This window comes from Cohnella pontilimi, from assembly GCF_005049045.1.
In the GTDB taxonomy this organism is placed as follows: Bacteria; Bacillota; Bacilli; order Paenibacillales; family Paenibacillaceae; genus Cohnella; species Cohnella pontilimi.
The window spans coordinates 174,252-199,250 of the sequence record NZ_SUPK01000008.1 but is presented as its reverse complement, the minus strand read 5'-3'; the positions used below and the strand labels follow the sequence as shown (position 1 = coordinate 199,250).

At 55.7% G+C, this 24,999-nt stretch carries 29 protein-coding genes and 1 tRNA gene; 15 read left to right on the top strand and 15 right to left on the bottom strand.

Annotated elements, in window-relative coordinates:
- Window positions 1-24 precede the first annotated feature (24 nt).
- Window positions 25-1,068 carry a cytochrome c oxidase subunit II gene (gene coxB, locus E5161_RS16720; protein ID WP_246042356.1) on the bottom strand — a complete coding sequence of 348 codons (1,044 nt, stop codon included), beginning with the start codon at window positions 1,066-1,068 and terminating at the stop codon, window positions 25-27.
- Window positions 1,069-1,422: 354 nt separating this feature from the next.
- Here coxB and E5161_RS16715 point away from each other — a divergent pair, with 354 nt between their 5' ends.
- Window positions 1,423-2,169: a hypothetical protein gene (locus E5161_RS16715; RefSeq protein WP_136778975.1), complete on the top strand. Its 747-nt coding sequence runs from the start codon at window positions 1,423-1,425 to the stop codon at window positions 2,167-2,169.
- Window positions 2,170-2,189: 20 nt separating this feature from the next.
- Here the strand turns inward: E5161_RS16715 and E5161_RS16710 are convergent, their stop codons facing one another.
- The 5 genes from E5161_RS16710 to E5161_RS16690 form a co-directional block, all read right to left on the bottom strand.
- Window positions 2,190-3,167: a TIGR03943 family putative permease subunit gene (locus tag E5161_RS16710; RefSeq protein WP_136778974.1), complete on the bottom strand. Its 978-nt coding sequence runs from the start codon at window positions 3,165-3,167 to the stop codon at window positions 2,190-2,192.
- Window positions 3,164-4,081: a permease gene (locus E5161_RS16705; protein ID WP_136778973.1), complete on the bottom strand. Its 918-nt coding sequence runs from the start codon at window positions 4,079-4,081 to the stop codon at window positions 3,164-3,166. The genes E5161_RS16710 and E5161_RS16705 overlap by 4 nt, the downstream gene beginning before the upstream one ends.
- Window positions 4,082-4,190: 109 nt before the next feature.
- The gene (locus E5161_RS16700) at window positions 4,191-4,379 is read right to left on the bottom strand and encodes a hypothetical protein (protein WP_136778972.1); all 189 of its coding nucleotides are present in this window, start codon (window positions 4,377-4,379) and stop codon (window positions 4,191-4,193) included.
- Between the two features lie 200 nt (window positions 4,380-4,579).
- Complete coding sequence (locus E5161_RS21000; protein WP_211246753.1) at window positions 4,580-5,278, bottom strand: FHA domain-containing protein; 699 nt, start codon at window positions 5,276-5,278, stop codon at window positions 4,580-4,582.
- 215 nt (window positions 5,279-5,493) lie between these two features.
- On the bottom strand, window positions 5,494-6,057 hold the full coding sequence (locus E5161_RS16690) for a hypothetical protein (RefSeq protein WP_136778971.1): 564 nt from the start codon (window positions 6,055-6,057) through the stop codon (window positions 5,494-5,496).
- A 133-nt stretch (window positions 6,058-6,190) separates the two neighbouring features.
- Between E5161_RS16690 and ilvA the strand changes: the two genes are divergently transcribed.
- Window positions 6,191-7,459 carry a threonine ammonia-lyase IlvA gene (gene ilvA, locus E5161_RS16685; protein ID WP_136778970.1) on the top strand — a complete coding sequence of 423 codons (1,269 nt, stop codon included), beginning with the start codon at window positions 6,191-6,193 and terminating at the stop codon, window positions 7,457-7,459.
- Between the two features lie 3 nt (window positions 7,460-7,462).
- On the opposite strand, the gene E5161_RS16680 is transcribed toward ilvA, so the two are convergent.
- Window positions 7,463-8,440, bottom strand: a complete 978-nt coding sequence (locus E5161_RS16680; protein WP_136778969.1) for an aldo/keto reductase — start codon at window positions 8,438-8,440, stop codon at window positions 7,463-7,465.
- 172 nt (window positions 8,441-8,612) lie between these two features.
- Between E5161_RS16680 and E5161_RS16675 the strand changes: the two genes are divergently transcribed.
- The 5 genes from E5161_RS16675 to E5161_RS16660 all read left to right on the top strand — a co-directional run bounded on the left by E5161_RS16675 (window position 8,613) and on the right by E5161_RS16660 (window position 11,317).
- Window positions 8,613-9,803: an MFS transporter gene (locus E5161_RS16675; protein ID WP_136778968.1), complete on the top strand. Its 1,191-nt coding sequence runs from the start codon at window positions 8,613-8,615 to the stop codon at window positions 9,801-9,803.
- A 19-nt stretch (window positions 9,804-9,822) separates the two neighbouring features.
- Window positions 9,823-10,449, top strand: coding sequence for a TVP38/TMEM64 family protein (locus E5161_RS16670; RefSeq protein ID WP_342773880.1), 627 nt, complete (start codon window positions 9,823-9,825; stop codon window positions 10,447-10,449).
- 12 nt (window positions 10,450-10,461) lie between these two features.
- On the top strand, window positions 10,462-10,785 hold the full coding sequence (locus tag E5161_RS16665) for a hypothetical protein (protein ID WP_136778967.1): 324 nt from the start codon (window positions 10,462-10,464) through the stop codon (window positions 10,783-10,785).
- A gap of 90 nt (window positions 10,786-10,875) precedes the next feature.
- Window positions 10,876-11,019 (top strand): hypothetical protein, encoded by a 144-nt coding sequence (locus tag E5161_RS20895; protein WP_169306737.1) that lies wholly within the window; start codon window positions 10,876-10,878, stop codon window positions 11,017-11,019.
- Window positions 11,020-11,038: 19 nt separating this feature from the next.
- Window positions 11,039-11,317, top strand: a complete 279-nt coding sequence (locus E5161_RS16660) for a transposase (RefSeq protein WP_136778966.1) — start codon at window positions 11,039-11,041, stop codon at window positions 11,315-11,317.
- Between the two features lie 136 nt (window positions 11,318-11,453).
- Here E5161_RS16660 and E5161_RS16655 read toward each other — a convergent pair whose 3' ends face one another.
- Window positions 11,454-12,524 (bottom strand): FUSC family protein, encoded by a 1,071-nt coding sequence (locus E5161_RS16655; RefSeq protein ID WP_136778965.1) that lies wholly within the window; start codon window positions 12,522-12,524, stop codon window positions 11,454-11,456.
- A gap of 195 nt (window positions 12,525-12,719) precedes the next feature.
- Here E5161_RS16655 and E5161_RS16650 point away from each other — a divergent pair, with 195 nt between their 5' ends.
- Window positions 12,720-13,634 carry a diacylglycerol/lipid kinase family protein gene (locus tag E5161_RS16650; protein WP_169306736.1) on the top strand — a complete coding sequence of 305 codons (915 nt, stop codon included), beginning with the start codon at window positions 12,720-12,722 and terminating at the stop codon, window positions 13,632-13,634.
- Here the strand turns inward: E5161_RS16650 and E5161_RS16645 are convergent.
- The gene (locus E5161_RS16645) at window positions 13,604-15,358 is read right to left on the bottom strand and encodes an ATP-binding protein (RefSeq protein WP_136778963.1); all 1,755 of its coding nucleotides are present in this window, start codon (window positions 15,356-15,358) and stop codon (window positions 13,604-13,606) included. The genes E5161_RS16650 and E5161_RS16645 overlap by 31 nt on opposite strands.
- Before the next feature lie 106 nt (window positions 15,359-15,464).
- On the opposite strand from E5161_RS16645, the gene E5161_RS16640 reads away from it, so the two are divergent.
- A complete protein-coding gene (locus tag E5161_RS16640; RefSeq protein WP_136778962.1) occupies window positions 15,465-16,124 on the top strand; it encodes an NUDIX hydrolase in 660 nt (219 codons plus the stop codon).
- Window positions 16,125-16,130: 6 nt separating this feature from the next.
- On the opposite strand, the gene E5161_RS16635 is transcribed toward E5161_RS16640, so the two are convergent.
- Both E5161_RS16635 and E5161_RS16630 read right to left on the bottom strand, forming a co-directional pair.
- A complete protein-coding gene (locus E5161_RS16635) occupies window positions 16,131-16,883 on the bottom strand; it encodes a DUF1906 domain-containing protein (protein ID WP_246042354.1) in 753 nt (250 codons plus the stop codon).
- A 145-nt stretch (window positions 16,884-17,028) separates the two neighbouring features.
- Entirely contained in the window at window positions 17,029-17,412 is a 384-nt protein-coding gene (locus tag E5161_RS16630; RefSeq protein ID WP_136778961.1) for a WGxxGxxG family protein, read from the bottom strand.
- A gap of 147 nt (window positions 17,413-17,559) precedes the next feature.
- Here E5161_RS16630 and E5161_RS16625 point away from each other — a divergent pair, with 147 nt between their 5' ends.
- The 3 genes from E5161_RS16625 (at window position 17,560) to E5161_RS20890 (ending at window position 18,651) form a co-directional block, all read left to right on the top strand.
- The gene (locus tag E5161_RS16625) at window positions 17,560-17,913 is read left to right on the top strand and encodes a DUF2512 family protein (protein ID WP_136778960.1); all 354 of its coding nucleotides are present in this window, start codon (window positions 17,560-17,562) and stop codon (window positions 17,911-17,913) included.
- Window positions 17,914-17,984: 71 nt separating this feature from the next.
- Window positions 17,985-18,359 carry a 4-fold beta flower protein gene (locus tag E5161_RS16620; RefSeq protein ID WP_136778959.1) on the top strand — a complete coding sequence of 125 codons (375 nt, stop codon included), beginning with the start codon at window positions 17,985-17,987 and terminating at the stop codon, window positions 18,357-18,359.
- A 118-nt stretch (window positions 18,360-18,477) separates the two neighbouring features.
- Window positions 18,478-18,651, top strand: coding sequence for a hypothetical protein (locus E5161_RS20890; protein ID WP_169306735.1), 174 nt, complete (start codon window positions 18,478-18,480; stop codon window positions 18,649-18,651).
- Between the two features lie 57 nt (window positions 18,652-18,708).
- Here the strand turns inward: E5161_RS20890 and E5161_RS16615 are convergent.
- A tRNA-Thr gene (locus E5161_RS16615) sits at window positions 18,709-18,784 on the bottom strand.
- Between the two features lie 361 nt (window positions 18,785-19,145).
- On the opposite strand from E5161_RS16615, the gene E5161_RS16610 reads away from it, so the two are divergent.
- Both E5161_RS16610 and E5161_RS16605 read left to right on the top strand, forming a co-directional pair.
- Window positions 19,146-19,580, top strand: a complete 435-nt coding sequence (locus E5161_RS16610) for a universal stress protein (RefSeq protein WP_136778958.1) — start codon at window positions 19,146-19,148, stop codon at window positions 19,578-19,580.
- Window positions 19,581-19,723: 143 nt separating this feature from the next.
- Entirely contained in the window at window positions 19,724-20,686 is a 963-nt protein-coding gene (locus E5161_RS16605; protein WP_136778957.1) for an SPL family radical SAM protein, read from the top strand.
- 81 nt (window positions 20,687-20,767) lie between these two features.
- Here the strand turns inward: E5161_RS16605 and E5161_RS16600 are convergent, their stop codons facing one another.
- Window positions 20,768-21,799, bottom strand: a complete 1,032-nt coding sequence (locus tag E5161_RS16600) for a phosphodiester glycosidase family protein (protein ID WP_246042353.1) — start codon at window positions 21,797-21,799, stop codon at window positions 20,768-20,770.
- Window positions 21,800-22,155: 356 nt separating this feature from the next.
- Here E5161_RS16600 and E5161_RS16595 point away from each other — a divergent pair, with 356 nt between their 5' ends.
- Complete coding sequence (locus tag E5161_RS16595) at window positions 22,156-23,034, top strand: aldose epimerase family protein (RefSeq protein ID WP_136778955.1); 879 nt, start codon at window positions 22,156-22,158, stop codon at window positions 23,032-23,034.
- A 46-nt stretch (window positions 23,035-23,080) separates the two neighbouring features.
- Here the strand turns inward: E5161_RS16595 and E5161_RS16590 are convergent, their stop codons facing one another.
- Window positions 23,081-23,320, bottom strand: a complete 240-nt coding sequence (locus tag E5161_RS16590) for a hypothetical protein (protein ID WP_136778954.1) — start codon at window positions 23,318-23,320, stop codon at window positions 23,081-23,083.
- Window positions 23,317-24,873 (bottom strand): FAD-dependent oxidoreductase, encoded by a 1,557-nt coding sequence (locus E5161_RS16585; protein WP_136778953.1) that lies wholly within the window; start codon window positions 24,871-24,873, stop codon window positions 23,317-23,319. Before E5161_RS16585 ends, E5161_RS16590 begins: the two co-directional genes overlap by 4 nt.
- Window positions 24,874-24,999: the final 126 nt, after the last annotated feature.

Here is a 24,999-nt window from a genome sequence, read left to right as displayed (position 1 = left end):
GGACCCCCTTCGTTACCCGCCTGATTAGTAGTTAAGTTTATATCCCGCCAAATATTTGGCGATGCCGTCGATTTCCTCGGGCGTCAATTGGTTGTCTTTCGCGCTTGGCATCGTGTTGCCCGGCTTCACCTTTTGCGGATCGGTGATCCACGTTTTCAGGTTGTCAACCGTTACTTGTTCCCGGTTATTCGGATCCGAGTCGTTGTACAGAATGCCGCCGAACGTTTCGCGGCCTCCGACACCCGTCAAGTTCGGAGCGGCATGTGCGCCTTGATCGCCCACCGCGTGGCAGGTCAAGCATTTGGCGCGGAAAGTTTCCTGGATGTGCGCGTCTGCGGCAACTTGAGCCGGAGCTTTCATAGCCGCAATCCAGCGATCGAACGATTCGGGACTGACCGATTTCGCTTTGAAATCCATCAGGGAATGGGAAGGTCCGCAAAGCTCCGCGCATTTGCCCCGGTAGATGCCTTCCTTAGGGAACTCCAGATACATGCGGTTGGTCAGGCCCGGGTTGGTGTCCATTTTACCGCCGATCGAAGGGATCCAGAAGGAGTGCTTCACGTCGGCCGAGACCAGATCGAAAGAGATTTTCTTGTTGGTCGGAACGACCAGCTCTTGTGCCGTCGTTACGCCATAATCGGTGTATTCGAATTCCCACCAGTAAAGATGGGACGTCACTTTCACGTGAACGGCATTCTTGTCGTGAGAGTAATCTTTGGCCAAGCCGAATACTGTTTGGATCGTAGGTACGCCCAGGATGAGCAGAAGGACGAGCGGAATAACCGTCCAGATAATTTCCAGCGTGTGGTTTCCTTCCACCTGCTTCGGTATCGATTTGTCGCCCTTCCGGCGACGGTATTTGATCAATACATAAATCAAGATCGCAAATACGACCACAACGACGAGCGTCATGATACTGATGGAAAGTTTAATCAGATCGTATTGCTTTTGCGCTACCGGCCCTTGCGGATTCAGTGCGGAAAGGTCGGCCCGTCCGCAACCCGACAAAAGCAGCGCCAAACCCGTCAAAAGCGGAAGGATGCGCTTCATAACGTACTTCAGATTCATCTTATCAACCCCATTTGACGTTTTCGCGGAACCCTAAATCACTCTAATCAAATATAAAGATTCGGTCATCTGTTTGTCAATGTTCACAACCGAGTTCACAAATTGTTCTCAAAACTGTCAAATCCACGCCGTTCTAAGGATTTCCCGCTTCACGGAGCTTCCGGCGAGGCCTTGTACCCTTCGGTCGGAACCACCTGCTCCTCTCATCGTCCGAGAACAGTACCCTCCATTCCCTTTCTCATCTTTTTACCAAACGAGGAGCGTTTTATGTACCGGACAGGACGCATACAATCGCGCCGGGGGCAAACGCTACAAACAACCGCATTCGCTCATTCCCCCAAGGAGGGTTGTCCGATGTTCTTGTCCCGGCTTGCCCGCCTCACCGGCGCACTCGTTCTGATCGGCTGTATGTCCGCCTGCAATTACCAAGATTATCATTCAAAAAGCTTGCAGGACTACGGAAGCCGGCAGCGCGACGATCCCAAAACGGCGCGCGTCCGCTCGTTCGGCAACTACTCCGCCGATCCGGGCCGCCACGAAAATCAGTACTTCGAATACAGCGCGGATTTATCCCGGAGAGTGTCCGGGCTTCCCGGCATCTACACGGCGCTCGTCTTCGTCACGGACCGCAACGCCTATGTGGGCATCATGACCGACTGGTCCGCTACCGGAACGAAAGCCCGCGGGGGCCGGAATCTCACGGAGCAGGACAACAGCGGGACGATGGAAGGCGTATATGACATCAACAGCGGCAGCTCCAAATGGGATAACCGCCAGCTCGCGACCCCTTACAATTCTTATTTTACCCATAAAGACGTTTCCGACTTATCCAGCGAGCTCCGGCAAACGATCGGGGACACGATCCGCCGGGCGCATCCGACCGTACAGGAGGTTCACGTCTCGGGCAATCGCGAATTTGTGAACCAGCTGGTGGAGTTCGCCAAATTGTCCTGGGCGGGCCGCTCGCTGAACGAGGTGACGCCTCAATTTAACCAGCTCGTTCGGTATATGTTCGGGATGGGCCATGAAATACCCGTTCCGCTTTACGAGCATGACGGCGATTCGCCGGGAGGCGTCGGACCGGAACCGCAGGCGCGTTAAGCTTTTTTCTTCCATATATATTAGTAATTGCGATATACGTAAGGATCTTTCGGCGCCGGAATGGTGTGCCAATCCGTCACTTTCAGGACCGGAATCGTTTGTTTGAAGGGTGGATATAACTGCGAAGTCAGCGTACCCGAAACATGCACCCATTCATCGTTCTGCAACACCGTATTTTTCGGAAACTCGGCAAGCATCCCGAAAACCCCCGAATCTGCGGCACAATGAATGAAACCGAATCGGAAAACGAAATAGTGGCGGTCGTCCGCTTGTTCTCCGATGTACGCAAATCCGTCGAATGAAACCGTCCGCCCCATAAATTCGCCGGGATAGTTGTAGATGACCTCCAGGCCCTTCAAATAGTTTTGATCCGTCAGTTGAATTTCCTTGAGGCCGGCAAACTCGGAATGCTCCTGGTTTTTCACCTCTTCGTAACCGTCGCTTCCGTAATACACGCTCGTGTCCGGCTTGAGGAACTGGTGCTGTCCGGGGTTGTCGGCCGAGACGTCGATCCCTTTGAAGGCGAAGCCTTTGGCTTTCACAAAGCTGGAATCCAGCGTCTGCACAGGCAGGAAAATGCCGGTGAAAATCGGGACGATCAAAATGACGACACTCAGCATCTTTTGCCACCTGGGGCCGCCATCGTGAGAATGCCCATGGTCGTGCCCGTAAGGATCGGCGTGCTCGTGGCCATGATGCTCATGTGCGTGAAGCGAGTGCACGTGATGCACATGGTCGTGTTGCGCGTGATCATGATGCGCATGGTCATGCTCGTGCTCGCTGCCCATTTCCCCGACGGCCGCTTGTTTGCGGGCCTCCGCTTCTTTCTCCTGACGATAGAAACGAACGAATTCGAACGCGCTCAAAATAAACAGCAGCGCAATGGCCGTAAACGACAGGTAGGCGTATTTCGTGTTGATGTATTTGTTCAGGTTACCTTCTACATGGATGAGTGTGAACATCAATGCGAACCCGAACAGGATCAGAAATCGGCTCATCCGACCAACCTCCCGACGATCAAAGATCCGATCAGCGTGAACACGGTGACGAGGGCAATCAGCACGGCGACGAATTTACCCTTGAAAGCCGCCATAAGCATCAAAGTATTTTTAATGTCGATCATCGGCCCGTACACCAGAAACGCGGACAGTGCTCCCATCGAGAAAGTGCTGCGGAAAGACGAAGCGATGAACGCGTCCGCTTCCGAACATAGCGACATCGTAAATGCCAGTCCCAGCATGACCAGCGACGCGGTGATCTCATTGTTTCCCAAATGAAGCAGCGAAGAAGTCGGAATGAACGTCTGCATGCTCGCGGCGATGAAGGCTCCGAACACAAGATATTTACCCACGGAGAAAAACTCGTCGATTGCATGCCGGAATACGTCGGCGATTTGCGTCCCGACCGGCCGTCTGGCCGCCGGCTCGGGCATGTAACCGGGCTCTATGGCCGCCGCGGCTTCCAACTGCGCCTTCGGCTGGCGCAACGGCAAATCGGGAAATAGGAAGCCGACGATGACGGATACGAGGAAAGCGACCGCCACGGCCATTCCGGCACGAATCGCCACAACGTTCCAGTCGTTCCCGAACGCCACGTAGGTCGAGAACAGTACGATCGGGTTAATGACCGGTCCGGTCAGCATGAAGGCGATGCCGGCATTCAGCGGAACCCCTTTGTTCATCAACCGTTTCGTAATCGGAACGATCCCGCATTCGCAGGACGGAAAAAACACCCCGATACCGCAGCCGAACAAGGACGAAACGATGCGGTTCCGCGGCATCAGCCGGGCAATCCATCGCTCGGTCACGAACGTCTGGATCAACCCCGAAATGAGCACGCCGACCAGGATGAATGGTATGGCCTCCATGACCATGCTCAGAAAAATGGTATTCAGCTGCAACAATGTTTTCACGTTATCTCACCCGGTCTCATCATACTGCGTCCCGCATCTGTTATCAAAGTAAAAAAAGAGCCGACACAGCGCCGGATCCCGTCCGGTTCTTGTCGGCTCCGCCCTCGGCTTAGGAAGCCGGGGAGTTTAACTTAACCAGCTCGCGTTCCACGAGCATGGTCAATTCGTCTTCATATCCACCTGTGATGCGATATTTCCGGATGTAATCTTTTACAAACTTGCGCGGATCTTTAGGGCGAAAAATTCTCGTCAGTTCTCTCAAACTTTCTTGAACTTCGTTGTGGCTACGTTTGGCCATGCTATTCCCTCCCAGTGGAATGGATTCCGCACCGGCACCCGGCAAAGAAGCCCGGCACGGAGGCGATTACGCCACCCGGAGAACCCCATGAATACGGTTCGCCCTTGCAAGTTTCGATTTCTCCGCCACAGGGGGCAGAACATCATCTTTGCCTGCTCTTTCCCAGTATACCATTTTTCGGACGGGGGTAAAAGAAAAACTCATTCCCGCACCTCGAACCAATGCACCGAACCGGACAGCGAGAAGCGCTCTCCCGAGCGCAGTTCGTAACGCTTCCCGGGCTCAAGACGCCGGCCCCCCGGGAGATACGTACCGTTGGAGGAGCCGTGATCCTCCAGCAGGAACAAGCGGCGGCTTTCTTCGAACGTCAGCGTGCAATGCCTGCGGCTTACTTCTCCGATTTCAACCGGGAAGACCACTGAGCATGCCGCCGGATCCCGGCCGATCGACACTCCCCCGCCCGTAAGCCGAAAGCAGCTGCCGGCGAAGACGCCGTCCACGCCGCATACCCTCGGCTCCCCCGCAATTTCCGGCTCGGGAGACGCCGGCTTCAGGCCCACGATGTCGAGGGGGATCGTGTAACTCGACGGTTCATCCCGAGGCTCCGCGACCGCCCCCGCCAACATGGCAGGTTCGGCTTCGGTCCATACGGCCGCGGCCTTCTGGTCTCGTCCTCTCGCCGTCATTTGCAGGAAGGCGATTACCGCTCCTACGGCGATCGCGATCCCGATGCCTAACGCGGCCGCCAAGGAAAAAGGGCCCACGGTCGCTTGCGCGGAGGCCGGCCGTGCGATGCCTCCCGCCGCCTCGACGGACTGCTGCAGCAGTGCGCTGCAGCCCAGGAACAAAACAAAAATCGTTCCTGTCCGAAACAGACGGCGAGTTATCGACCATGTCATCTTTTTCCCCCTCTCCCTTTGAAATGAATCATCGCTCGGCAACGTGAGCACCCCGGCTTTCCCCGCAACGGATTATATGTGGTTGTAAACGCTTTCCGAACTGTTTAAAAAAAGAAAGGCTTCGTTACTTCACCTTTCAATAAGTATAGCGAAATTGCCGGTAACCGGCAACGAAAGCCGAGCAAATTTTGAGTAAAATTTAAGTTTGGATCGTGCTATCGGATCAGTTGCCTTAAGTCCTCAAGAGTCGGCTTTTGGAAGGCGATTTTCACCTCATGATCCCCGAACGCCACATTTTTGATTTTAAGCGGCTTCGGGAGCTGTTCGCCGATCGGCAAGGCAATGTTCTCCGCCAAGGAAGTCGGCAGGCTGATGTCCTTCACCCTCACATCCGTTACGGTTCCTATAATATCCGGGTCGTTCCACGACAGAAGATAAGTGACGCGCAGAGCCGCGGTCACCCGCTGCTTCCATTTCAGGCTGTAGTCCGCCGTGAGGATGTTTCCGGACAAGCTGAACTGCGCTCCCTGAACCTCAATGTCTTTGCTTCTCCGCGGGTTTCGGGACAGAGATTCCTTGATCACGTTGTTGATATCTTCTTCGGTTAGCACCAGCTCAAGGGACCTTCTCTCGACCATGCTCAGTACCCGTTGCTTGACCGGAACCGGACGGTGCTCAAGGTTCAGGCCGATGTCCGGGCGGATATAATACAGGGTGCCTACGGCCCCGGCAACGCAGAAGAAGAGGAGCAGAAACAGACCGATGAACAGCTTTTTCAAAACATAAAACCCCCATTTTTCACAATTGGGCGCAAATGGCGGATTGACACCCTAATCAGGAAATAGTAGCTTTTTTCATATCCTTAAATTTTCGCCCGATGATTGTTTAACGCCACGAAGGAAGGTGCATCCGATGCCGTTCCCCGAATCCAATTCCCGAATTCCTCTTGCCGATGTGCTGAACGCTCACCGGATTTTGCAGGAAGTGATCGTTCCGACTCCTTTGCAAGCCAACCGCGGCTTATCCGCTAAATATGATTGTAACGTATTTCTGAAACGTGAGGACTTGCAGGTGGTTCGATCGTTCAAAATCCGCGGCGCCTACAACTTGATCTCTTCGCTGCCGGAAGAGGAACGCCGTCGCGGCGTCGTCTGTGCGAGTGCGGGCAACCATGCTCAGGGTGTAGCCTTCTCTTGCCATGCGATGGGCATTCCCGGCATTATCTACATGCCGGCCACCACGCCCAGGCAGAAAATTAACCAGGTGAAGCTGTTCGGCGGCGACTATGTGGAAGTGCGTCTGACCGGCGACACTTTCGACGACGCCTATGCGGAAGCCATCCGGCTCAGCGAAAGCGAAGGATTGCCGTTCGTCCACCCGTTCGACGACCCGCGCATCGTCGCAGGCAACGCCACCGTCGGCAAGGAAATTATCGAAGCCGGCGTCCATCCGGTGGACATGCTGATTGTGAGCCTCGGCGGCGGAGGCTTGGCGGCCGGCGTAGCTTCCTACGTCAAAGAGGTCAGCCCCTCCACCGAAATTATCGGCGTCGAGCCGGAAGGCGCGCCTTCCATGCTGCGCGCCTTTGAACAAGGCGAAGTCGTGACGCTCGACGAGATCGACAAGTTCGTGGACGGCGCCGCGGTCAAGCGAGTCGGCGAGCTCACGTTCTCTATTTGCCGCGACTTGCTCGATGAAGTGCTCACCGTACCGGAAGGGCTGGCCTGCTCTACGATTTTGGAGCTGTACAACGAACATGCGATCGTGGCCGAACCGGCCGGCTCCTTGCCCGTGGCCGCGCTGTCGCGCATCGATCCGGACCGGCTGAAAGGCAAAAACGTCGTCTGCCTCATTAGCGGCGGGAACAACGATTATGACCGGATGCAGGAGATCAAGGAGCGGTCTTTGATCTACGAAGGGCTCAAGCATTATTTTATGATTAACTTCCCTCAGCGGGCTGGCGCCTTGCGGGAATTTCTCGACGATGTGCTCGGTCCGAACGACGACATCGTTCAATTCGAATATACCAAGAAGCATAACAAAGAGAACGGCCCGGCCCTCGTCGGCATCGAATTGAAGAGCCGGGAGGACTACGAGCCGCTGATCGGCCGGATGACGGCCAAAGGATTCCGGTTCATGGAACTGAACAAGGATCCGTTGTTGTTTAACGTGTTGATCTGACCGTCACCATGCGTACGCCTTCGGCGCGGCTCCCCCGGGTCCGGGGAAGATTTCGTCCAAGCGCGCCATTATGCCGGCATCCAGATTCACTTCCAATGCGCGCAGGCTGCGTTCGAATTGCTCGAGCGTCCGGCAGCCGAGAATCGGCGTGGTCACGGCCGGTTGATGCAGGAGCCAGGCCATGGCGATGACATCTTCCTTCTCGCCGATTTCCGCGCATAACTTCGTGAACGCCATGAGCTGATCCCGGTGCCGCTCAATGCGCTCCCGCTGCTGTACGCTGCGTAAGCCCACGTCCGGACGAAGCGCATTGCCGCCCAGCAAGCCGGCTTCGAGCGGCGCCCACACCATGAGCCCGATTCCCAGTGCCTCGCACGCGGGAAGCACCTCCAGCTCCGGCAGACGGCACAGCAGGTTGTACTTGTGCTGCTCGGAGACGAGCCCCACCATGCCACGAGCCTTCGCTTCTCCCTGGGCGACGGCCAAGTCCCAAGCGGCGAAGTTGCTGGAGCCAAGATAACCCACCTTCCCCTGCTGCTGCGCCAGTTGCAGCGCGCTCCAAATCTCATCCCAGCTTACGCTGCGATCAATGTGATGCATTTGATACAGCTCGACATGGTCGGTGCCCAACCGCCGGAGAGAACCTTCCAGATGACGGCGGATTTTATACGCCGAAAGCCCGGCTTCCGCGTTCGGCCCATCGAGCGGATCGTTCATCCGGCCGTACACTTTGGTCGCCAATACGGTGCGCTCGCGGCGGCCGTTGCCTTGGCGGAACCAGCGGCCGATAATTTCCTCCGTCAACCCCGAGTTGATCCCCCCGTACCCGTTCGCGGTGTCTATGAAGTTAATACCCGCATCAAGCGCCGCATCCAGTATCCGGTGAGCTTCCCGCTCTTCCGTATCCACGCCGAAATTCATCGTACCCAAGCATAGCCGGGATACCCGCATGCCGGAACGTCCAAGCCTCGTATACTGCATATGCCAAGTCCTCCTTCTCATCCCTCTGGTCGGTATCTACCCGAAAAAGGATCGCCGCCAAACACGACAAGCAGGTTTTGTTTGGCGAATATTCGGCGATTGTCTATAATGAGCAGAGGCTTCCGAAACGATATTGGGCTGATAACGTAATGCATTTGAAGGAGTACCGTCCATGAACACAGCTCCGGTCAAACAACTGCGCGAATCGCATATGCTTTTGTATATCGTCATTCTTTTTTTGGTCGAATTTGTCCGCGGCGCGGCGTTGATCAGCTTCTTGTCCATTTACGGACATAAGGCGCTGGGCCTGAACCTGGACGTGATTGGCGCCGCGATCACCGCCGCTTATTTAACCGACACGGCGCTCAAGCTGGCAATCGGGTATTTGCTGGACAAGCTCTCAGTGAGAACGGTCGTGAACGGCGGACTGTTATGTTCGCTCGCCGGCATCGCCGTTTTGGGCTACGCGCAGACGCCATGGCTGTTTATCACCGCAGCTGCTGTGTACGGAATCGGGATTTCACCGATTTGGATCGTTTGTCTGACCCGCATTAAAGAAGAAAGCCGCGGCGTGCAAATGGGCTTTCTCTACACGATCTGGCTGGTAGGCATGGGCTCTGGGCCGGTCGTCATCAATTTTATTTTGGATTACAGCTACAGCTGGGCGTATTGGACGCTGCTCGGCATTTCGATCGCCGCTTGGGTGTTGTCGTTTTTGCTCGTCTCCGTCCGGGAGATGCACATCGACCGCGTGCCTTTCCGAGAGCAGCTGTCCATCCTGGGCTCGCGGCTTCGGGAGATGAAGGTGCTGCTTCCGGGCATGGTGCTGCAAACGCTCGGCGCCGGCATGCTGCTTCCGATTTTGCCGACTTTCGCCTCGCACAGTCTGGGCATGACGCCCAGCCAATATTCATTGCTGCTCACCGTGGGCGGCGCTTTTACGGTGATCGGTCTGATTCCGATGGGACGGTTGGCCGACCGCTTGGGGAAAAAATGGTTCCTGGTCGTCGGATTTCTCATTTTCGGCATCGTGCTGTATTCCATGACCCGGCAGCCGTCGATCGGCCTGGCATTGGTCTGCGCGCTGATCTTGGGCCTCTCCTACGCCGCCGTGCTGCCGGCTTGGAACGCACTGTTGGCGGCTTATGTGCCGGCCGGGCAGCAAGGGCTCGGATGGGGCGTGTTCTCCACCGTGGAGGGAGTAGGCGGCATGATCGGCCCTTACCTGGGCGGAATGCTGGCCACACAGTTCAGTGAATCCTGGGTCGTGCGCGTGGCGGGCACGTTGTTCGTTTTGATCAGCTTGTTTTACGTGTTTTTCCCTTTCCGGCTGTTCCGGGGGGAGAAACCGGTTGTTCCGTAACGGGGAAGGAGAAGAACGGATGAATATGGCGGATTGGCTGTCCCTGAACTGGGAACATTGGGGCGCCTATTTGAAAAATTTGAAACTCGAAGACATTCAGGCGCTGATGGACCGCTACTCCGCCTTGGGGCCACTTCCCGGCATTTTTCTGCCCTTTTTGGAGGCGCTGCTGCCTTTTTTGCCGTTAATTGTGATCGTCATCGGAAATTCCGCCGCCTACGGCTTGTGGCCCGGCTTTTTCTATTCCTGGATCGGCGTCTGTCTGGGCGCCATGGCGGTATTCATGATTTCCCGGTGGTTCGGCCGCCGTTACGGGGAGCGCATTCGGCAGCGTTTTCCGAAAACAGAACGTTTCTTTACGTGGGTGGAACAGAAAGGCTTTACGCCGATTTTTCTGCTGTCCTGCTTCCCGTTCTCTCCTTCGGCGTTAGTCAACGTATCGGCAGGCTTGTCCAAAATGCCGCTTCACACATTTATGACGGCCATTATACTCGGCAAAGCCGTCATGATCTTTACTTTGTCGTTCCTCGGCTATGATCTGAAGGCGATGGTCGAGCAGCCTTGGCGCATCGGTGTGGCGGTTGTCTTGTTATTTGTGATGTGGTTTGGCGGCAAAAAGCTGGAGGCCCGTTACGGAGCCGATTGAGGAGGTGCGGAAATGTCCGCTGTCGCGATATGGGGATATGGGATCACCTCCGTAGTTCTGCTGTTTCTGCTTGTCGGCATGTTCGTGCTCATTCGGGCGATGTCCGACCCGTCGGGCCGTTTTCAAGAAGTGAAAGAAATGATGGACGCGATGTTTAATACCCCCGCCTTTCTGCGCCCGAACGGTTCTGAACAAGGGGCTGAACCAACCCGTAACGAAGCGGCCGCGGCGAGCGCCATGCACGAGCCTTTCGAAGACGAATGTCCCGCGTGCCGGGAAAAAGTGACGCACGAGAACGTCGAATGTCCTTCGTGCGGATTGAGGCTGCTGGGCTGAGGCTGAGCTGCGGGAACGGACTTGCGGCATAACCGGCGCGGCGGTGTGGCACCCTATCCGGGAAGCAACCGAAAGTGAGGAGGCAGCATCATGTCCGACGAGCAGCCGTCCGCAGGCCAGAAGAAGGCCAGCGCAGCCCAATCCCGCGCCGACGAAACCGGCGCCGGCAAAGAGCGAGCGAGCAAGATGCAGTCCAGGGCCGACCGTGCCGCTTATCCGAAGCATGGATTATAAGGACGGGAGGCGCTGATAGATGAGCGAAGAAAAGCGTCAAATGTTTCCGATGTCCGGCGAACATGTGGAAGTGGACGGCGTCTATAAGAACGAGTGGGGCTACGAGATGGAGATGGCCCGAGGCGACGTGTTTCCCGCGGACCCGGTGCTCGGCGACACCGAGTGGCAGCTGATCGAATACAGCTTCGAAAACCACCACGACGGCCGCACCGACCCGCGCCTCGTGCCGCAAAAAGACAGCGAGGAAAAGGCGGAAGGCAAAATCACCCACCCGCGCCGCCGTTTGAACCGCTCTTAAACCGACCGGGATGCCGGTCGGTTTCTTTTTTGCCGTTATTGGCGACGGTGAGCAGAGGTTCGTGTGAGTAAGGCTGTGCGACAGCTTAATTGCCCGCTCATCCCGTGAATCGTTGCCACACAAGCAAGGGCATCCATCAGTCGGATGCCCTTGGGTCGATTTCGCCGATCGACACCGGCTCTTCTCGTTGGAGCCACCGTTCGATGAGCTTGTCCAGCCGGCGCAGCCGGTCTTCGTACGAGAATAAGGAACTCGTCAACACAAGCAGCCTGGCGCGGGAGACGGCGTCCGTCTGCTCGGAGCGCTCGGCGATCATGTCGGTCAGCAGCGCCGTCGCCTCATCCGGAGGTGCGGAAGCGTTGGCGCCCGGTTTCAACTGCCCCTCCCACTTCCACATCAGCAGTTCATGATATCCGCACAGCGCCTCGATCTGCCGGTCGATCAGACGGTTCCACGCTTGTGCCGTGGGAATCGCGAAGTAATGCTGTTCGACCGCCTCAAGCAGCGCGAGGCCTTGTTCCAAAGCTGCCATCATGCCTTTATAAACGACGAGCAGCCTTCCCCGCGCCACACGTGCTTCGGCTCTCCAAACCCGTTCCTCGGCAAACAGCTCGTAATATTCCTGCAGCTGCCGCAGCTGCTTTCTGACACGTTTCAGCTCGTCGCGGAACACGTTTTCCTTGAGCTCGTTCGATATGGCCGTTCTCAGCAGGCGGGACAGTGACGACTGCGCATCCTGCACGAGCTTAACGAACCGCTCGCGATGACGCGGCGGCGCCACCGCCACATTGACGGCGAACGCGGAGAGCATCCCGGTCATAATGGCCGCGAACCGGTCGAGCGCGACGTTCCAGCCGGTCTGGCCGCGGGCTTCCATAATGACGACGACCGTCACGAGCGTCAGCCCGATCGTTTCCTCGGCTTTCAACCGGAGGCACAGAAGGATAACGCAAATGCATACGAGCCCTACCGCGATCGGCTTGTTGCCGATCAACCATACGGCGGCCACCGCGACCGCCGCTCCCAGCATGTTGCTTTGCACCTGCTGGAGGAGCTCTTTCCAAGACCGGTAAATGGAAGGCTGTATCGTAAAAATCGCCGCCACCGCGGATATGATCGGAGAATTAAATCCGGCAATCGTGGTGGCCACCCATAGGGCGACCGCCACCGCGAGGCCTGTTTTCAACACGCGCGCTCCAACCGTCATGGCGACACCACCTCCTCGGCGTCCCAGCGCGTGTACGAGTCTAAGTTTTTCAGCAGATGGGACACACGCGTTCCTCCTAGCCGGCTGTCGGTTGCCACTCATTATAACACGATGTGTCATGAATCCGCTTCCCCAATGCGACTCCAGTCCTTATAATGTAATCAAGTCATGGGCATCAAGGAGGAACATAGGCGCTTGATCTTATTTGTGGTGAATTTAAGGTCCGGCAACGGCCGGGGGGAACGGGTTTGGCGCACGGTGGAAAATGAGCTGAACCGGCGCAATATCACATTTGCGAAAATTGTCGGGGCTTCTTCGGAGGAAGCGCTTCGGCAGGCGGAGGACATCATTCGGAACCAGCCTGTCCGGGCAGTCGCCGCCGTCGGCGGAGACGGCACGCTGCACAGCATTTTGCCGCTGGCCATCGAGTATAATCTGCCGATCGGCGTCATCCCCTGCGGTTCGGGCAACGATACGGCTCTCGCGTTCCGGCTGCCGAAAGATCCGGTCGCCGCGCTCGATGTCCTCTTGGCGGGTGACGCCCAGCCGGCGGATTACATGAAAACATGGCGGGACGACAGCGACTCCCACCCTTCTTTGATCTCCGTTGCCATCGGCTTGGACGGCGCGGTTGCCGAAGACGTGAACGGATCGCGCTATAAAAAATGGTGCAACCGCTTGGGCGCCGGGCCGCTGGCGTACATCATCGGTCTGATCCGCATGCTCGCGGTGTATCGGCCCCAAACGATGACGATTACGATAGACGGCGTTCGCCGGGAAATCCCGAACGCCTGGCTGACTGCCGTGGCGAATCTTCCCACCTACGGCGGAGGACTCAAGATTTGTCCGGATGCTCGGTCAGACGACGGGCTGCTTCATGTATGCGTGGTTCACGATTGTACGGTGCTGCAGCTTCTGCGCGTTTTTCCCACGGTGCTGCGAGGCAGCCATGTCCGTTCCCGGTTTGTCACGATGCTGAGCGGACAAGAGGTGACTGTGGAAGCCCCCGAACCACTGCTCGCTTACGGTGACGGGGAACCGGCAGGCACTACACCGCTTAGAGCCGAGATTGTCCCGGGTCAGCTGCTTTTTCTCACTTCCTCCGGATAACGGTAAGGGAGAATCACTTCGAACAGCGTACCTTGGCCGATCTCGCTCTTCACCTGGATGCGTCCTTGATGATTATCCACGATTTTATAGCTGACCATGAGACCGAGACCTGTGCCTTTCTCCTTCGTGGTATAGAAAGGTTGTCCGATTTTGGCCAAATGCTCTTCGTCGATGCCTGGTCCTTCATCCTGAAAGCGGACGGACACCGTGTCGAGTTGTCGCGTGAGCTTGATCCGGATAGCCCCTCCGTCGATCATCGCTTCGATGGCGTTTTTGATGACGTTAATGAAAACTTGCTTTACTTGATTTTCGACCCCGTAAATCCAGAGCGGCTCCGTGCCGTACTCGGCCTCGATCATAATATTATGCAGGATGGCCTGCGTCTCCAGCAGCGTCACCGTATCCCGCATCATGACCCTCAGATCGTGGTAAGAAAGCTGGTATACCTGCGGCTTGGACAGCATTAACAGCTCGCTTACGATGTCTTCGATGCGGTCGAGCTCCGAATTCATGATGTCGTAATAAGTGCCGTTGTTTTTGCGGCCGGAGGCGATGAGCTGTAGGAAACCTTTCAGGGAAGTCAGCGGATTGCGGATTTCGTGCGCGATGCCTGCGGCCAGCTGGCCGGCTACATAGAGCTTCTCGGAGTTGACGAGCAGCTCTTCATTTTTTTTACGTTCCGAAATGTCCCGGATGATGACCTGGATGGCCGGCTCGTTATCGAGCGTGGAGATCGTTTCCACCACTTCGGTATGTATGATATTCCCCTTCAGCGTAAGCCATTGCTGTTCGACCGGACGGCCGCTTCCCGTAAAAATCAGGCTGCTCAACCTCATGCGAACCGTATCATGGCCTTCGTCCGGAAGAAAGGAATAGATGGATTTGCCAAGCATATCCCGCGGTTCTTCCGCCTCGAACATTCTCAAGCCCGCCTCGTTCACGAAACGCCAGCGGTCCCCTTTGAAAATCGCGATCGTGTCCAACGAATTTTCCACCACGAGCCGATATCGTTCATCCAGTTGATTGAGTCTTTTATCCACGTACCACGTGACGAGCGTGAGCATCAGGATGAACAGGGCTCCAATACCGACAATTAACGCAAGCAGATTGATATCCTGATTGACCCCATCCGACGAATGCTCCGAATAATAATCGGCGACCATGGCTTTCATACCCAGCAGTTGGACCATGACGGCCGATAAACCGAGCAGCAGGCTCGAAGCCCACAAATGCAGCCGGAACCGGCATTCCGCGGTCACGAACGAACCGAAAGTGCCGGTGAACAAGGCGAAAAGCGACAGCAGAACATAGCCTGGCCGAAAAGAGAGGTGATCGATCGGCTGGGCGAAAAAGCTGAAATAGGTCATAAATCCGATCCCGAACGCCAGAATGGCGCTGCCGAGCGGAAGACGATAGCGGAATACCTCGTGAAACGTCAGCATGACGAAGGCCATCAGGGAGAAGAAAATAATGAAAAACAAGCTGATCGGCATATTCCAGCCAAAATATAGCGGTTGGTCGCCCGCGATCACAAGCACGAAATGCTTCGCCCACATACCCACACCGAATACCAATGCTCCGCCGCTCAGCCAAAACTGGCGGAAGGTTCCGTTCGTCCGCTTCAAATTGCCCAGGAAGTTGAACATGGTATAAGATGCGAGTGTGCTGATGAGCAGCGCCAACATAAAGAAAAACGCGGTCCACCATGTCACGGATCCAAACATTGTTCATCCCTCGCAATTCAAATGACAGAATCGGTTTGCTATTGTACATTCGACGGTTTCGGTCAAATTCCTTTCCAGTATCGACCAAAAAAGGAGACTTCCCGACATGAATCAACACACGGAGGAACGATTCGACGTATACGACAAATTAGGCAACCCGATCGGCACGGCTACGCGGGAAGAAACGCATGCCAAAGGATTATGGCATCATACCGTTCATTGCTGGCTCGTAAGGCGCGGTGAGGACGGCAGGGCCCGCATCTTGTTTCAGCGGCGTTCCGCCTCTAAGGATACGAATCCGGGCGGCTACGACATCACGGCGGCCGGTCATCTTTCCGCAGGCGAAACGCCGCGGGAAGCCTCTAGGGAGTTGGAGGAGGAGCTCGGCGTCCGCATTCCGTTCGAGAAGCTTGTCTCCTACGGAACGATCCGGGAAGAAGCTGCGGGAGAAGCCGGCGGCAAACATTATATCGACCGGGAGGTCAGCCACGTTTTCGGTGCGGTTACGGAGTTGGAGCCGCGACAGTTCCGGCTGCAGGAAGAGGAAGTGAGCGGGTTGTACGAAGCGGATGCGCTTCGTCTGATCGCCATGATGGAAGGTTTGGGGACGACGGTAGAAGCCAGGGGAGTTCTTCTGGAGGGCGGTAAAATAAAACCGGACACCGTAACGGTCACGGCGTCCGAATTCGTATCGCGGGATTATGGGTATTATGTCGGCGTGTTTGGATTTTTACTTAAATTGGCGGAGCAGCCGCAGAACGACTGAGCAACGTCACGGCTTCACTTCCGGTTGACCGGAGACTCGGCGGACGACGTTGGCGAGCCTATGAATCTCGTCCTTGTCCGTCTGTGTCTTCGCAGCCGCCCATGTCGCCTGCAAAATCCGGACAAGGGCATCGGCGTCCGCCTTGTCCAGCCGGTTGTCGGACGCGGCGGCTTTCGTGTTCCACCATCCTTCTTGACCGAAAGACTGATTGAGATCCATCGCAATGCCGTCTACGCTGACATTCGTTTTGTATTGATGAATATTCGCAAAAGGGCTCTTCCGCCCCCGGCTCCAGGCGTGCGTTTGCCAAAAATGACTGCATACCTTGCGTTTGGCCATCTGCTCGACGACCGCATAGGAGCCGTAGACGCCGATTCGATAATCGGGCACTTCGGCCGCGGCCGCTCTCAAGTACGCTTCAATTTCGTCATACTGTTCCGGCCCGGCATCGTAATCAACGGCGAAATAAATAGCGCTCCCGGCCGGCTGTCCGACCGTGTGGGCTTCCCGGCAGGCCAACGCGCCGTCCGCGTGGCCGGCCAAGGCTCCGCCGGCAGAACGGCGTGCCGCGGTCTCGAAGACAGATACGATTTGCATGCCGGCCGCGGTAATCGCCTCCGCTTCCGCGCGCGTCAGCCGTTTCCAATCATAGCCGGCAGGAACCAGATACCGGGCGGCAAATCGATATCCGTGCGCTGCCAGCGCTTGGGCGGATTTGGCGGTGAGCGGCATGGCGCAGTCTATTCCGGAAGTCATCATGATCCCCCGCTTTCACATTGTCTTCCTCCTATAACTAACGCTTGTACTTCTCGGAAGGTGACAATCGACCGCAGGGATTATGCAAAAATAAGTAACCCGCCGGGTATCCGGCGGGTTTCCGTATGCTGCTGCTTCGTTGAAGTCGTCAGCGTCTTTCCGGATTTCTGTTCCGCATGCCGGCAAGACCGATCAAGCCGAGCAGACCGAGCCAGCCCCAATTGTTTCCCCGGTTATTGTCCGCGGCAGTGGTGCGATAGCGGTTGCCGCCATAATTCATGTTGTTGTCCGTGTTGCCATAACCCGAGTAAGTGTTGGTTCCATGACGGTTATTATTGTTCCCGTACGTGCCGTAGTTGTTGGTGCCATATGCCGTGCCCGTCGTCGTTCCGGTCGTCGTTCCGGCGGTATAGCCGCGGGTGGTGCCGGTGTTCCCGCCCATGCCGGTGGTAGTCCCTTCCGCAAAGGCCGGAACCGCCAGCATCAGCGAGATACTTGCGACCAACAAACCGCTTGTGATCTGCTTTTTCATGTTGTACCCACCTTTTGAACGATAGATTTTATCCCTCCTCTAAGGTGTCCCTCCGCCCTAAACTTATGCGCAGGAATATTTTCATGGAGGTGCGTTCATTCTAATGTAACGCCGGGGATTCGTTCGGTCGCCGCAAGAGGAGGGATCATGTTGAAGTTTCTCGCCAAGTGGGTGCTCAATGCCAGCGTGGTGGCGCTATTACTGTATCATTACGTGGCCGGAATCACATTATTGACCGCGCTTCTCGTATCCACCATCTTTACCGTCGTCGCCTATTTTGTGGGGGACCAACTCATTCTCAGGGCCTCCAACAATACGGTGGCGACACTCGCGGACGCCGGGTTGTCGATTCTGTATCTTTGGATGCTGCGCTACTTTCTCGGCTGGGACCTCAGTGCCGGAGAAATTTTGATGATTTCCGCTATATTGGGCTTAATGGAGTGGATCATCCACCGGTATATCCTGAAACCCGACACTTTCGTCATCGATCCTACAAAATAATACAGATTTCTTGAATATCCGCCCAACTCCGTATATTCTTAGTTTAGACTTTTATACGGAGGCTTACTCCCATGCTCCAAGCATTGTATGACCGGTATTGCACGCATGTTGCCTGGCTCGAGCGGAACCGGTATATATACGACACGGATATGAATTGGCTGGCTTTCATTCATAACAAACATCAGGTTTGGACGAAAGGTACCGTGAGGTGGGCTGGCACGATCAACGGAGTCATCTGCTTAGATCAGGAAGGGAAAGTGGTCGCGTGGGGAGTCGGACAAAAAATCGCAGGCGACCCTTCGATCCAGAAGAAACCCAAATACGTCCCGAAACAGCCCCCGGAGCCTGCCGGCGTGCTCCGCCCCCTTCTGCCGAACCCGCCGATCCCGGGAACCCCGCTTCTCGGTTGGTCTCCGCTCACCTTTGAAGAATGGATCAAACCGTAAGTGGAACCCGCCTGCAGCCGCAGCGCGGGTTTTTTCGTGCCAGTATGACGCAACGAAATGAATAGCTGAAGGCGTTCCTCCTCACAATAATCGTGTAGAAACCAAAGGAGGCTGCGGAATGCCGGAAAACAATCCCACGAGCAACCATGCATTCACCAACGACTATGATACGGCAATGGAAGGTCCGTCTAAACCGGGTATACCGGAAACGGAACGCGCGAAGAACGGCAAGGATCCTCTCGATCCCGGATACGACAAACACCTTGACGGTCCGGTCAGCCCAAGAACGTAGCGGTAACATACAAAAAACGCGGCCCCTGGAGGCCGCGTTGCTTTTTTATTATGTAAGTGGTGCTGATGAAGGGATTCGAACCCCCGACCTACGCATTACGAATGCGTTGCTCTACCAGCTGAGCTACATCAGCAAGTCACCTTTCATATAATAGAGATTTCGCGGGCAAAAGTCAAGAATATACCGGCTGGTTTTTTGTGGAGATTAGATGACTTGAGCTTTGTCCTTTTCACCGGGCAGCAAGCTCGCCATGACGCTCGGGACGCGGTCGCTGTCAGCCGAAGTCGAGAAGCCAAAGCCGCTGATCATCAAATGCAGCTGACGCGAAAAAGTGCACCGTCTGGAAGGAGAGCTGCGCTGGTACGACTCCGAACCAGGATCCGTTTTGACAGTTGAATTTCCGGCCTAATCGGGCTTAATGCCGTTCTCCTCCGCCTCTTCGTTTCAGACTTGTTTTCGAATGGGTAAAGGGTCTCAACGAAGGAGGGGTTTCCATGTCGATGCAAACCATCCTGCTTGCTTACGATGGGTCCGATATGTCGAAACGTGCGGCCGCGGTCGCCGGGGAACTTGCAGGGCGAATGGCGTCCAAGGTCGAAACGGTGCATGTACTGGAGCTGCCTCGGCCTGTGCTCACTGTCGAAACACCGGTTACCGTTCCCCCGCAGTTGGAATCGGAGTTCCGGGAGGCCGGCAAAGCCATCATGGAAGAAGGCCACAGACTTGTCGGTTCGACGGCGGACGGCGGCGCCAATCTTCTTCAGGGACCGCCCGGAGCAGCGATCGTGTCACGTGCGGAGCAGATCGGCTGTGATCTGATCGTGATCGGCCATCGCGGTTTGTCCGGTTTCGAGAGGTTTTTCCTCGGCAGCGTCAGTGAATATGTGCTCCGGCATGCCCCATGTCCGGTCTTAGTGGTGAAGGAATAACCGAAGGTGCAATGTCAAAACCCGCCTTTCCGGAGCGATCCGGGACTGGCGGGTTTTGACATTGCACCTATTCGATCCCTTGGGTATACTGAAACAAGAACAAATGTTCGTTTCTTGTTCCCGCGGGAGGTATACTTTCCATCATGCGAAAGATCACATATGAACCGATCCGTTCGAAATCGGTGCTCAATCCGGTAAAGGCACCTTCCATGCCTTTCGACTGGTCCTTGAATCCGTATCGGGGCTGTCAGCACGGCTGCAGCTTTTGCTATGCCCGAAGCACGCATACGTTTATCGGAGAATCCGCGGATGACGCTTTTCAAAATCATATTTTTTGGAAAGAAGACGCTCCCTCGATTTTAAGGAGCGACCTGAAAAGAATGGCCGGACGTCTGCCCGCGCATGTCCAAATCGGTACGGCCACCGATCCCTATCAGCAGCTGGAGGGCAAACAAATGCTGACGCGCCGCTGTCTAGAAGTACTCGCCGAGTTCGGGGTGCCCGCCAGCATTACGACCCGCTCGCCGCTCGTCTTGCGGGATCTCGATCTGCTGAAGCAAATGCCCGGTTCGTCGGTCAACTTCAGCGTGCACACGATGAACCCGGACATCTGGCGCACGTTCGAACCCTCTACGCCCGCTCCCCGTCTCCGGCTGGACACGGTTCGTAAGCTGAACGATGCCGGTATACGGGCAGGCGTATTCATGGCCCCTATATTGCCGTATTTATCGGACGATGAAGAATCCGCGGAGAAGCTGATCGCTTCTTGTGCGGAAGCCGGAGCCGCACACGTGATGCCTTCGATTCTTCGCCTGGCCACGCCTGAAGTGAAACATTGGTTTTTCTCGGTTCTGCGGGAGAATTATCCGGAACTGACTGAGAAATACGGCGAGCTCTACTGGCGTTCCGGCTACGTTCCGGATTCCTATAAGCGGCCGCTATTGCAACGGATCCGCGGGCAGCTCGCGGCGAGGAAACTCAGCGAATTCTCCGGCGACCCCGAGAAGTATCGAGAGAAGGCAAGAAGCAAGCAGCCCGAGCCGCCGGCGAAGTCGAAGCCCGAAGCTGCCGCCCCATGTGCCCCGGTACAGCTTACGTTGTTCTGAGGATGATTCGCAAGAATAGGTAGCACAGGACTACTATACAAAAAAGAGCCTCCTGAAAGAAGCTCCTCTTTGCGTAGGATTCTACCACTTGCCGGGGTCGATGTCCGACGGTTTTAAACCTGCCCAGATGTTCGGCACGTTAACGGTTGTAGGGTCTTCGAACACGAGAAATGCGGTAGGCAAGTACCTTTCTCCATACTTGGAGGAAGGTTGGTTCACGATTTCGCCGCGTTCGTCAACCAGCACGGTGGACGATCCGCCGTCCAAGTTGGCGGCGATGACTGCCCCGTGCTCCAGCATGATTTCCTGTGCGTCGTACAAAGTTGCGCCGATGCTGTAACCCGGCTGCCGGCCGTCGATCAGGAGGAACAAAATCGTTCCGTCCTCTTTTTGCCCCATCACCGAGCGTGGAGCGATACCCCAACCCTGATTCCGATTTTTAATAAGGCCTTTTCCATTCACGATAATGCGGGGCGAAAAGCTGACCGCTTCCGAAATGCCGAGATCCATCAGCTCCTGAATCGTATAACGTCCGGCGATCATTTTGCCGTTTTTATCGAGACCTACAATTTGCGTGCTTTTGGCGCCGCCAAGTCCATCGTAATAAATTTCCCCCTGGCTGATCACAATGCCGATCGGCTGGAATCCGTTACCTTTCCAGTTCGGATCCGCGAATCCTCCGGCGTTCACACCCGCGAGTGCCCCCGTCCGCTTCACCATGCTGGTAACTTTCTCGCCTTTGCCGGGTTTCAGCGGCACGACAAGCCGGATTTTACGCGGATCGCGGACGGTCAGCAAATAGCCGCGGAATCCTTGTCCGCTCACTTCTTCGATGGAAGTAAGCGGGAGCTCCTCATTGTCCGGTACAGCGGGAGGCGTCTGGATTTGATGGTTATCGCGCTCGTCGCCCATCTTGTCAAACGATTGCTGATAGTCGGCGACCCGCTCCTTTAATCCTTCTTCTCCGATAATATATTTGGCCCAATCGCGGTGTTGAGTCGTGATAATCGTGTCGGCGATCATGTATCGGAAAGTCGTCCCCGATGGGGTCAGGAAAAACCAGCCGGCGAACAAGACCGCTGCTGTGAATCCTAACCAAAACAATGTTTTCACCAACCGCCACAAGCCTGACCGGCGCGGTTTACGACGGGAAGCTTTCTTTCTCGGAGCTCTGACGGGGACGCCGCCCGTTCTTCTGTTCCGAGAGGGTGTGGTCTGTGTTGTATAGGACGGCAATAGTTTCACACTCCCCATTTTGCTAGCTTGCCAGCTTGTTCTTACCCCCATTATACGGGTGAAAACGCCACCAAGTTGCGGTAAATATTGGGGATCGTCAAAGGTTCCGAATGTACGACATCATTTCCCAGGAAATGAGGAAATTCGCCCACATCGGATAGCGGTTCCGGTTGAGACCTTATTTCTTCATGATATACTTAGAAAAAAAGTTCCAGCCGGAGGAGTGGTTATGGATGGGTGCAGCCCCGCGTTATGAAGTTACTTCTTTCGACGATCGATATACGATTTACGAATTGATCGACCGTCACACCGATTCCCGTGTACAGCTATGCCCGGAACGGGGAGGGATCGTCATCGGCTGCCGCCTGAACGGCCGCGAGCTGCTGTATCTGGACCGCGAAACTTTCAATGACCCGAATGCCAACATTCGCGGGGGCATCCCCGTCTTGTTCCCGATCTGCGGCCAGCTCCGGGAGGGACGGTATGAGTGGGAAGGGCACGTTTACCCCATGAAAAATCATGGAGTGGCGCGGACTTCCGTTTGGGAAGTGGAGCAAACCGGGGCCAATCACACATCCGCGTGGATCACCTTGGTGCTCAGAAGTAATGAAGAAACGAAGATCTCGTATCCGTTCGATTTTGAACTACGCTTTACTTACCGGCTGCAAGACGAGCAGTTGTCCATCGAGCAGAGCTACAGCAACCGTTCCGGTCAGCCGATGCCGATGGTTACCGGGTTTCATCCCTATTTCGCCACCGGGAACAAACACCTGCCGTATGAAACGGACGCCACCCGTTACCTCGACTATAATGACGGGCAAACGAAAACATTCCAAGGGAGCGTGGATCTCGGCCCCTTGAAAGAATCGGTGGCGCTTCTTGATCCGGCCAAGCCGGAGATCGCATTCCCGCTCGCCGGGGATACGCAGGTGCGTTTGCGCTACAGCCATCTGTTCCGGTTCGTCGTCATCTGGTCGGTACAGGGCAAACCGTTCGTCTGCGTCGAGCCTTGGACGGCCTTGAACGAAGCGTTGAACGACAAGAAGGATCTGCTCATGGTCCAGCCCGGTGATACGCTGACCGCGGAGCTTCATATTTCTACCGGATCTTAAAAAAAGGAAAGGAGCGCACCCGCCGGGGTGCGCTCCTTTCCTGGGATTACATATCCTCTGCCGATTCATACTTTTCCTCGCTCGAGGAACGGTGTTTCGTCGCGTCTTTATCCTGTTCCTCATGCTGCTCCATCTTCACATCTTCCACTGGAATCGGATCCACATTTCGTTCGCTTTCGTACATATCGAACAAGCTTTGGTTCTCCGTCGGGTACTGTTCCGGGTTGTCCCGGCTGCCCGTCGGCCATATTTTCGGTTTTTTCGGCTCCAGTCGCTCTTCACTCATCGTTTCGCAGCCTCCTTCGTTTCCTGCAGCATTTTCAGCGGCTCGACCGCCGGTCCTGCCATCACTTCTCCATTGGCGTTAAACCGGGAGCCATGACAAGGACAGTCCCAAGACTTGTCGCCGTCATTCCAATTCACTTCGCAGCCCATATGCGTACAAGTCGCGTCAAGCACGGTTAACCGTCCTGCCGGATCGCGATAGGCGGCGGCTTTTTTGCCGTTATATCGAATCCATGCGCCTTCTCCCGGCTCAAGATGCTCCGGTTTCTTCAGCATCCAGTCCAGTTTCCCCTGTACATATTGCTTCGCAACGTCCGCGTTTTGCGAGACAAAAGATTTCACGCCTCCAGCGGAGACGGATCGGTTCGGATCGAACAGTTTGGCGTACGGATTGTCTGCTCCCAGAATCAAATCCTTGAGCAGCATAGCTGCAGCTGTGCCGTTCGTCATCCCCCATTTGCGGAACCCGGTCGCCACGTAACTGTTCGGATATTTGGAAGTCGCCCGGCCGACATACGGCAGCTTGTCCAATGTGACGAGATCGTGCGCGGACCAGCGGTACAGAACATCCGAGACATCAAAATGTTCCTGCGCGAAACGGATCAAACTTTCGTACCGTCCGCTCGTGCATTCGCCTTGCCCCGTCTTGTGCGATTCTCCTCCGATCAACAGAAGCTTTTCGCCGTCGTTGTCGATGGTGCGGACGGACCGGTTCGGATCATCTACGCTCAGATACATACCGGTCGGCACATCTCTACGTACTCGAACCGCCAACGCATAGGAGCTCTCTGCGTGCAATCTTGCGAAATACAGCCCGGTTTCGAAAATGGGAAAATGGGAACACGAGACGACATGCAGACAAGTGATCTTGGGACCGTTCTGGGTGACGACAACGGAAGGCTCGCCTTCCTCCACCGTTTCGACAACCGTGTTCTCGTAGACGAGACCGCCCCAACGAATGAATTCTTCCAACAGGCGGGTCAAATATTTGACCGGATGGAACCTGGCTTGGCCCGGCATGACCACAGCGGAACTGGCGGTCACAGGCAGCGGAATGCCGTCTTCCAGCCTGCCGGGAATGCCTAGCTTCTTATACGCCTCATATTCCCGTTGAATCGCGCGGATGTTGTCTTCTTCTATCGTATATAAATAAGCATCTTCTTCCGTGTAATCGCAGTCGATATTCATCCCCTGCACCATGCTGCGAATAAATTCCGCTCCGTCACGGTTGGCCGCATAATAGAAGTAGACGAGATCCTGACCGAACCGATCCATCAACTCATCGTAGATCAATCCGTGCTGTGCGGTAATTTTGGCCGTCGTATGCCCGGTGGTGCCGTTCAGCAGCCGTCCCGCCTCGACCAGCGCGACCCGTTTGCCCTCTCTGGCGAGCAAATAAGCGGTCGTAATGCCGGTTATGCCGGCTCCCACCACCGCAACGTCTACCGTCAAGTCTTGCTCCAGCTTTCCGAAAGCCGGCCGCTGGGAAGAAGCCAGCCAGAACGACACGGGGAAACGGGGCATCCCCTCTTCAGTCCTGTTTGCAGCGCTCATCTTTGCACCCCTCCTTGCTCTTGGCGAAATAAAACAAGCTACTCCTTATTACACGGCACGAAAAAATTAAATCCGCTGCTCCCGGACTGTTGAAGAACCGTCCAAACGCAAAAAACCGCCCCAAGA

What these genes read in the sequence shown, in the direction of transcription:
- E5161_RS16715 (WP_136778975.1), top strand. Translation starts at nt 1,423, where the DNA reads ATGTTCTTGTCCCGGCTTGCCCGCCTCACCGGCGCACTCGTTCTGATC.
- ilvA (WP_136778970.1), top strand. Translation starts at nt 6,191, where the DNA reads ATGCCGTTCCCCGAATCCAATTCCCGAATTCCTCTTGCCGATGTGCTG.
- E5161_RS20890 (WP_169306735.1), top strand. Translation starts at nt 18,478, where the DNA reads ATGCCGGAAAACAATCCCACGAGCAACCATGCATTCACCAACGACTAT.
- E5161_RS16625 (WP_136778960.1), top strand. Translation starts at nt 17,560, where the DNA reads ATGTTGAAGTTTCTCGCCAAGTGGGTGCTCAATGCCAGCGTGGTGGCG.
- E5161_RS16620 (WP_136778959.1), top strand. Translation starts at nt 17,985, where the DNA reads ATGCTCCAAGCATTGTATGACCGGTATTGCACGCATGTTGCCTGGCTC.
- E5161_RS16635 (WP_246042354.1), bottom strand. Translation starts at nt 16,883, where the DNA reads ATGATGACTTCCGGAATAGACTGCGCCATGCCGCTCACCGCCAAATCC.
- E5161_RS16590 (WP_136778954.1), bottom strand. Translation starts at nt 23,320, where the DNA reads ATGAGTGAAGAGCGACTGGAGCCGAAAAAACCGAAAATATGGCCGACG.
- E5161_RS16595 (WP_136778955.1), top strand. Translation starts at nt 22,156, where the DNA reads ATGGGTGCAGCCCCGCGTTATGAAGTTACTTCTTTCGACGATCGATAT.
- E5161_RS16665 (WP_136778967.1), top strand. Translation starts at nt 10,462, where the DNA reads ATGTCCGCTGTCGCGATATGGGGATATGGGATCACCTCCGTAGTTCTG.
- E5161_RS16680 (WP_136778969.1), bottom strand. Translation starts at nt 8,440, where the DNA reads ATGCAGTATACGAGGCTTGGACGTTCCGGCATGCGGGTATCCCGGCTA.
- E5161_RS16710 (WP_136778974.1), bottom strand. Translation starts at nt 3,167, where the DNA reads ATGAGCCGATTTCTGATCCTGTTCGGGTTCGCATTGATGTTCACACTC.
- E5161_RS20895 (WP_169306737.1), top strand. Translation starts at nt 10,876, where the DNA reads ATGTCCGACGAGCAGCCGTCCGCAGGCCAGAAGAAGGCCAGCGCAGCC.
- E5161_RS16640 (WP_136778962.1), top strand. Translation starts at nt 15,465, where the DNA reads ATGAATCAACACACGGAGGAACGATTCGACGTATACGACAAATTAGGC.
- E5161_RS16675 (WP_136778968.1), top strand. Translation starts at nt 8,613, where the DNA reads ATGAACACAGCTCCGGTCAAACAACTGCGCGAATCGCATATGCTTTTG.
- E5161_RS16630 (WP_136778961.1), bottom strand. Translation starts at nt 17,412, where the DNA reads ATGAAAAAGCAGATCACAAGCGGTTTGTTGGTCGCAAGTATCTCGCTG.
- E5161_RS16670 (WP_342773880.1), top strand. Translation starts at nt 9,823, where the DNA reads ATGAATATGGCGGATTGGCTGTCCCTGAACTGGGAACATTGGGGCGCC.
- E5161_RS16655 (WP_136778965.1), bottom strand. Translation starts at nt 12,524, where the DNA reads ATGACGGTTGGAGCGCGCGTGTTGAAAACAGGCCTCGCGGTGGCGGTC.
- E5161_RS16610 (WP_136778958.1), top strand. Translation starts at nt 19,146, where the DNA reads ATGTCGATGCAAACCATCCTGCTTGCTTACGATGGGTCCGATATGTCG.
- E5161_RS16645 (WP_136778963.1), bottom strand. Translation starts at nt 15,358, where the DNA reads ATGTTTGGATCCGTGACATGGTGGACCGCGTTTTTCTTTATGTTGGCG.
- E5161_RS16660 (WP_136778966.1), top strand. Translation starts at nt 11,039, where the DNA reads ATGAGCGAAGAAAAGCGTCAAATGTTTCCGATGTCCGGCGAACATGTG.
- E5161_RS16585 (WP_136778953.1), bottom strand. Translation starts at nt 24,873, where the DNA reads ATGAGCGCTGCAAACAGGACTGAAGAGGGGATGCCCCGTTTCCCCGTG.
- E5161_RS16700 (WP_136778972.1), bottom strand. Translation starts at nt 4,379, where the DNA reads ATGGCCAAACGTAGCCACAACGAAGTTCAAGAAAGTTTGAGAGAACTG.
- E5161_RS21000 (WP_211246753.1), bottom strand. Translation starts at nt 5,278, where the DNA reads ATGACATGGTCGATAACTCGCCGTCTGTTTCGGACAGGAACGATTTTT.
- E5161_RS16605 (WP_136778957.1), top strand. Translation starts at nt 19,724, where the DNA reads ATGCGAAAGATCACATATGAACCGATCCGTTCGAAATCGGTGCTCAAT.
- coxB (WP_246042356.1), bottom strand. Translation starts at nt 1,068, where the DNA reads ATGAATCTGAAGTACGTTATGAAGCGCATCCTTCCGCTTTTGACGGGT.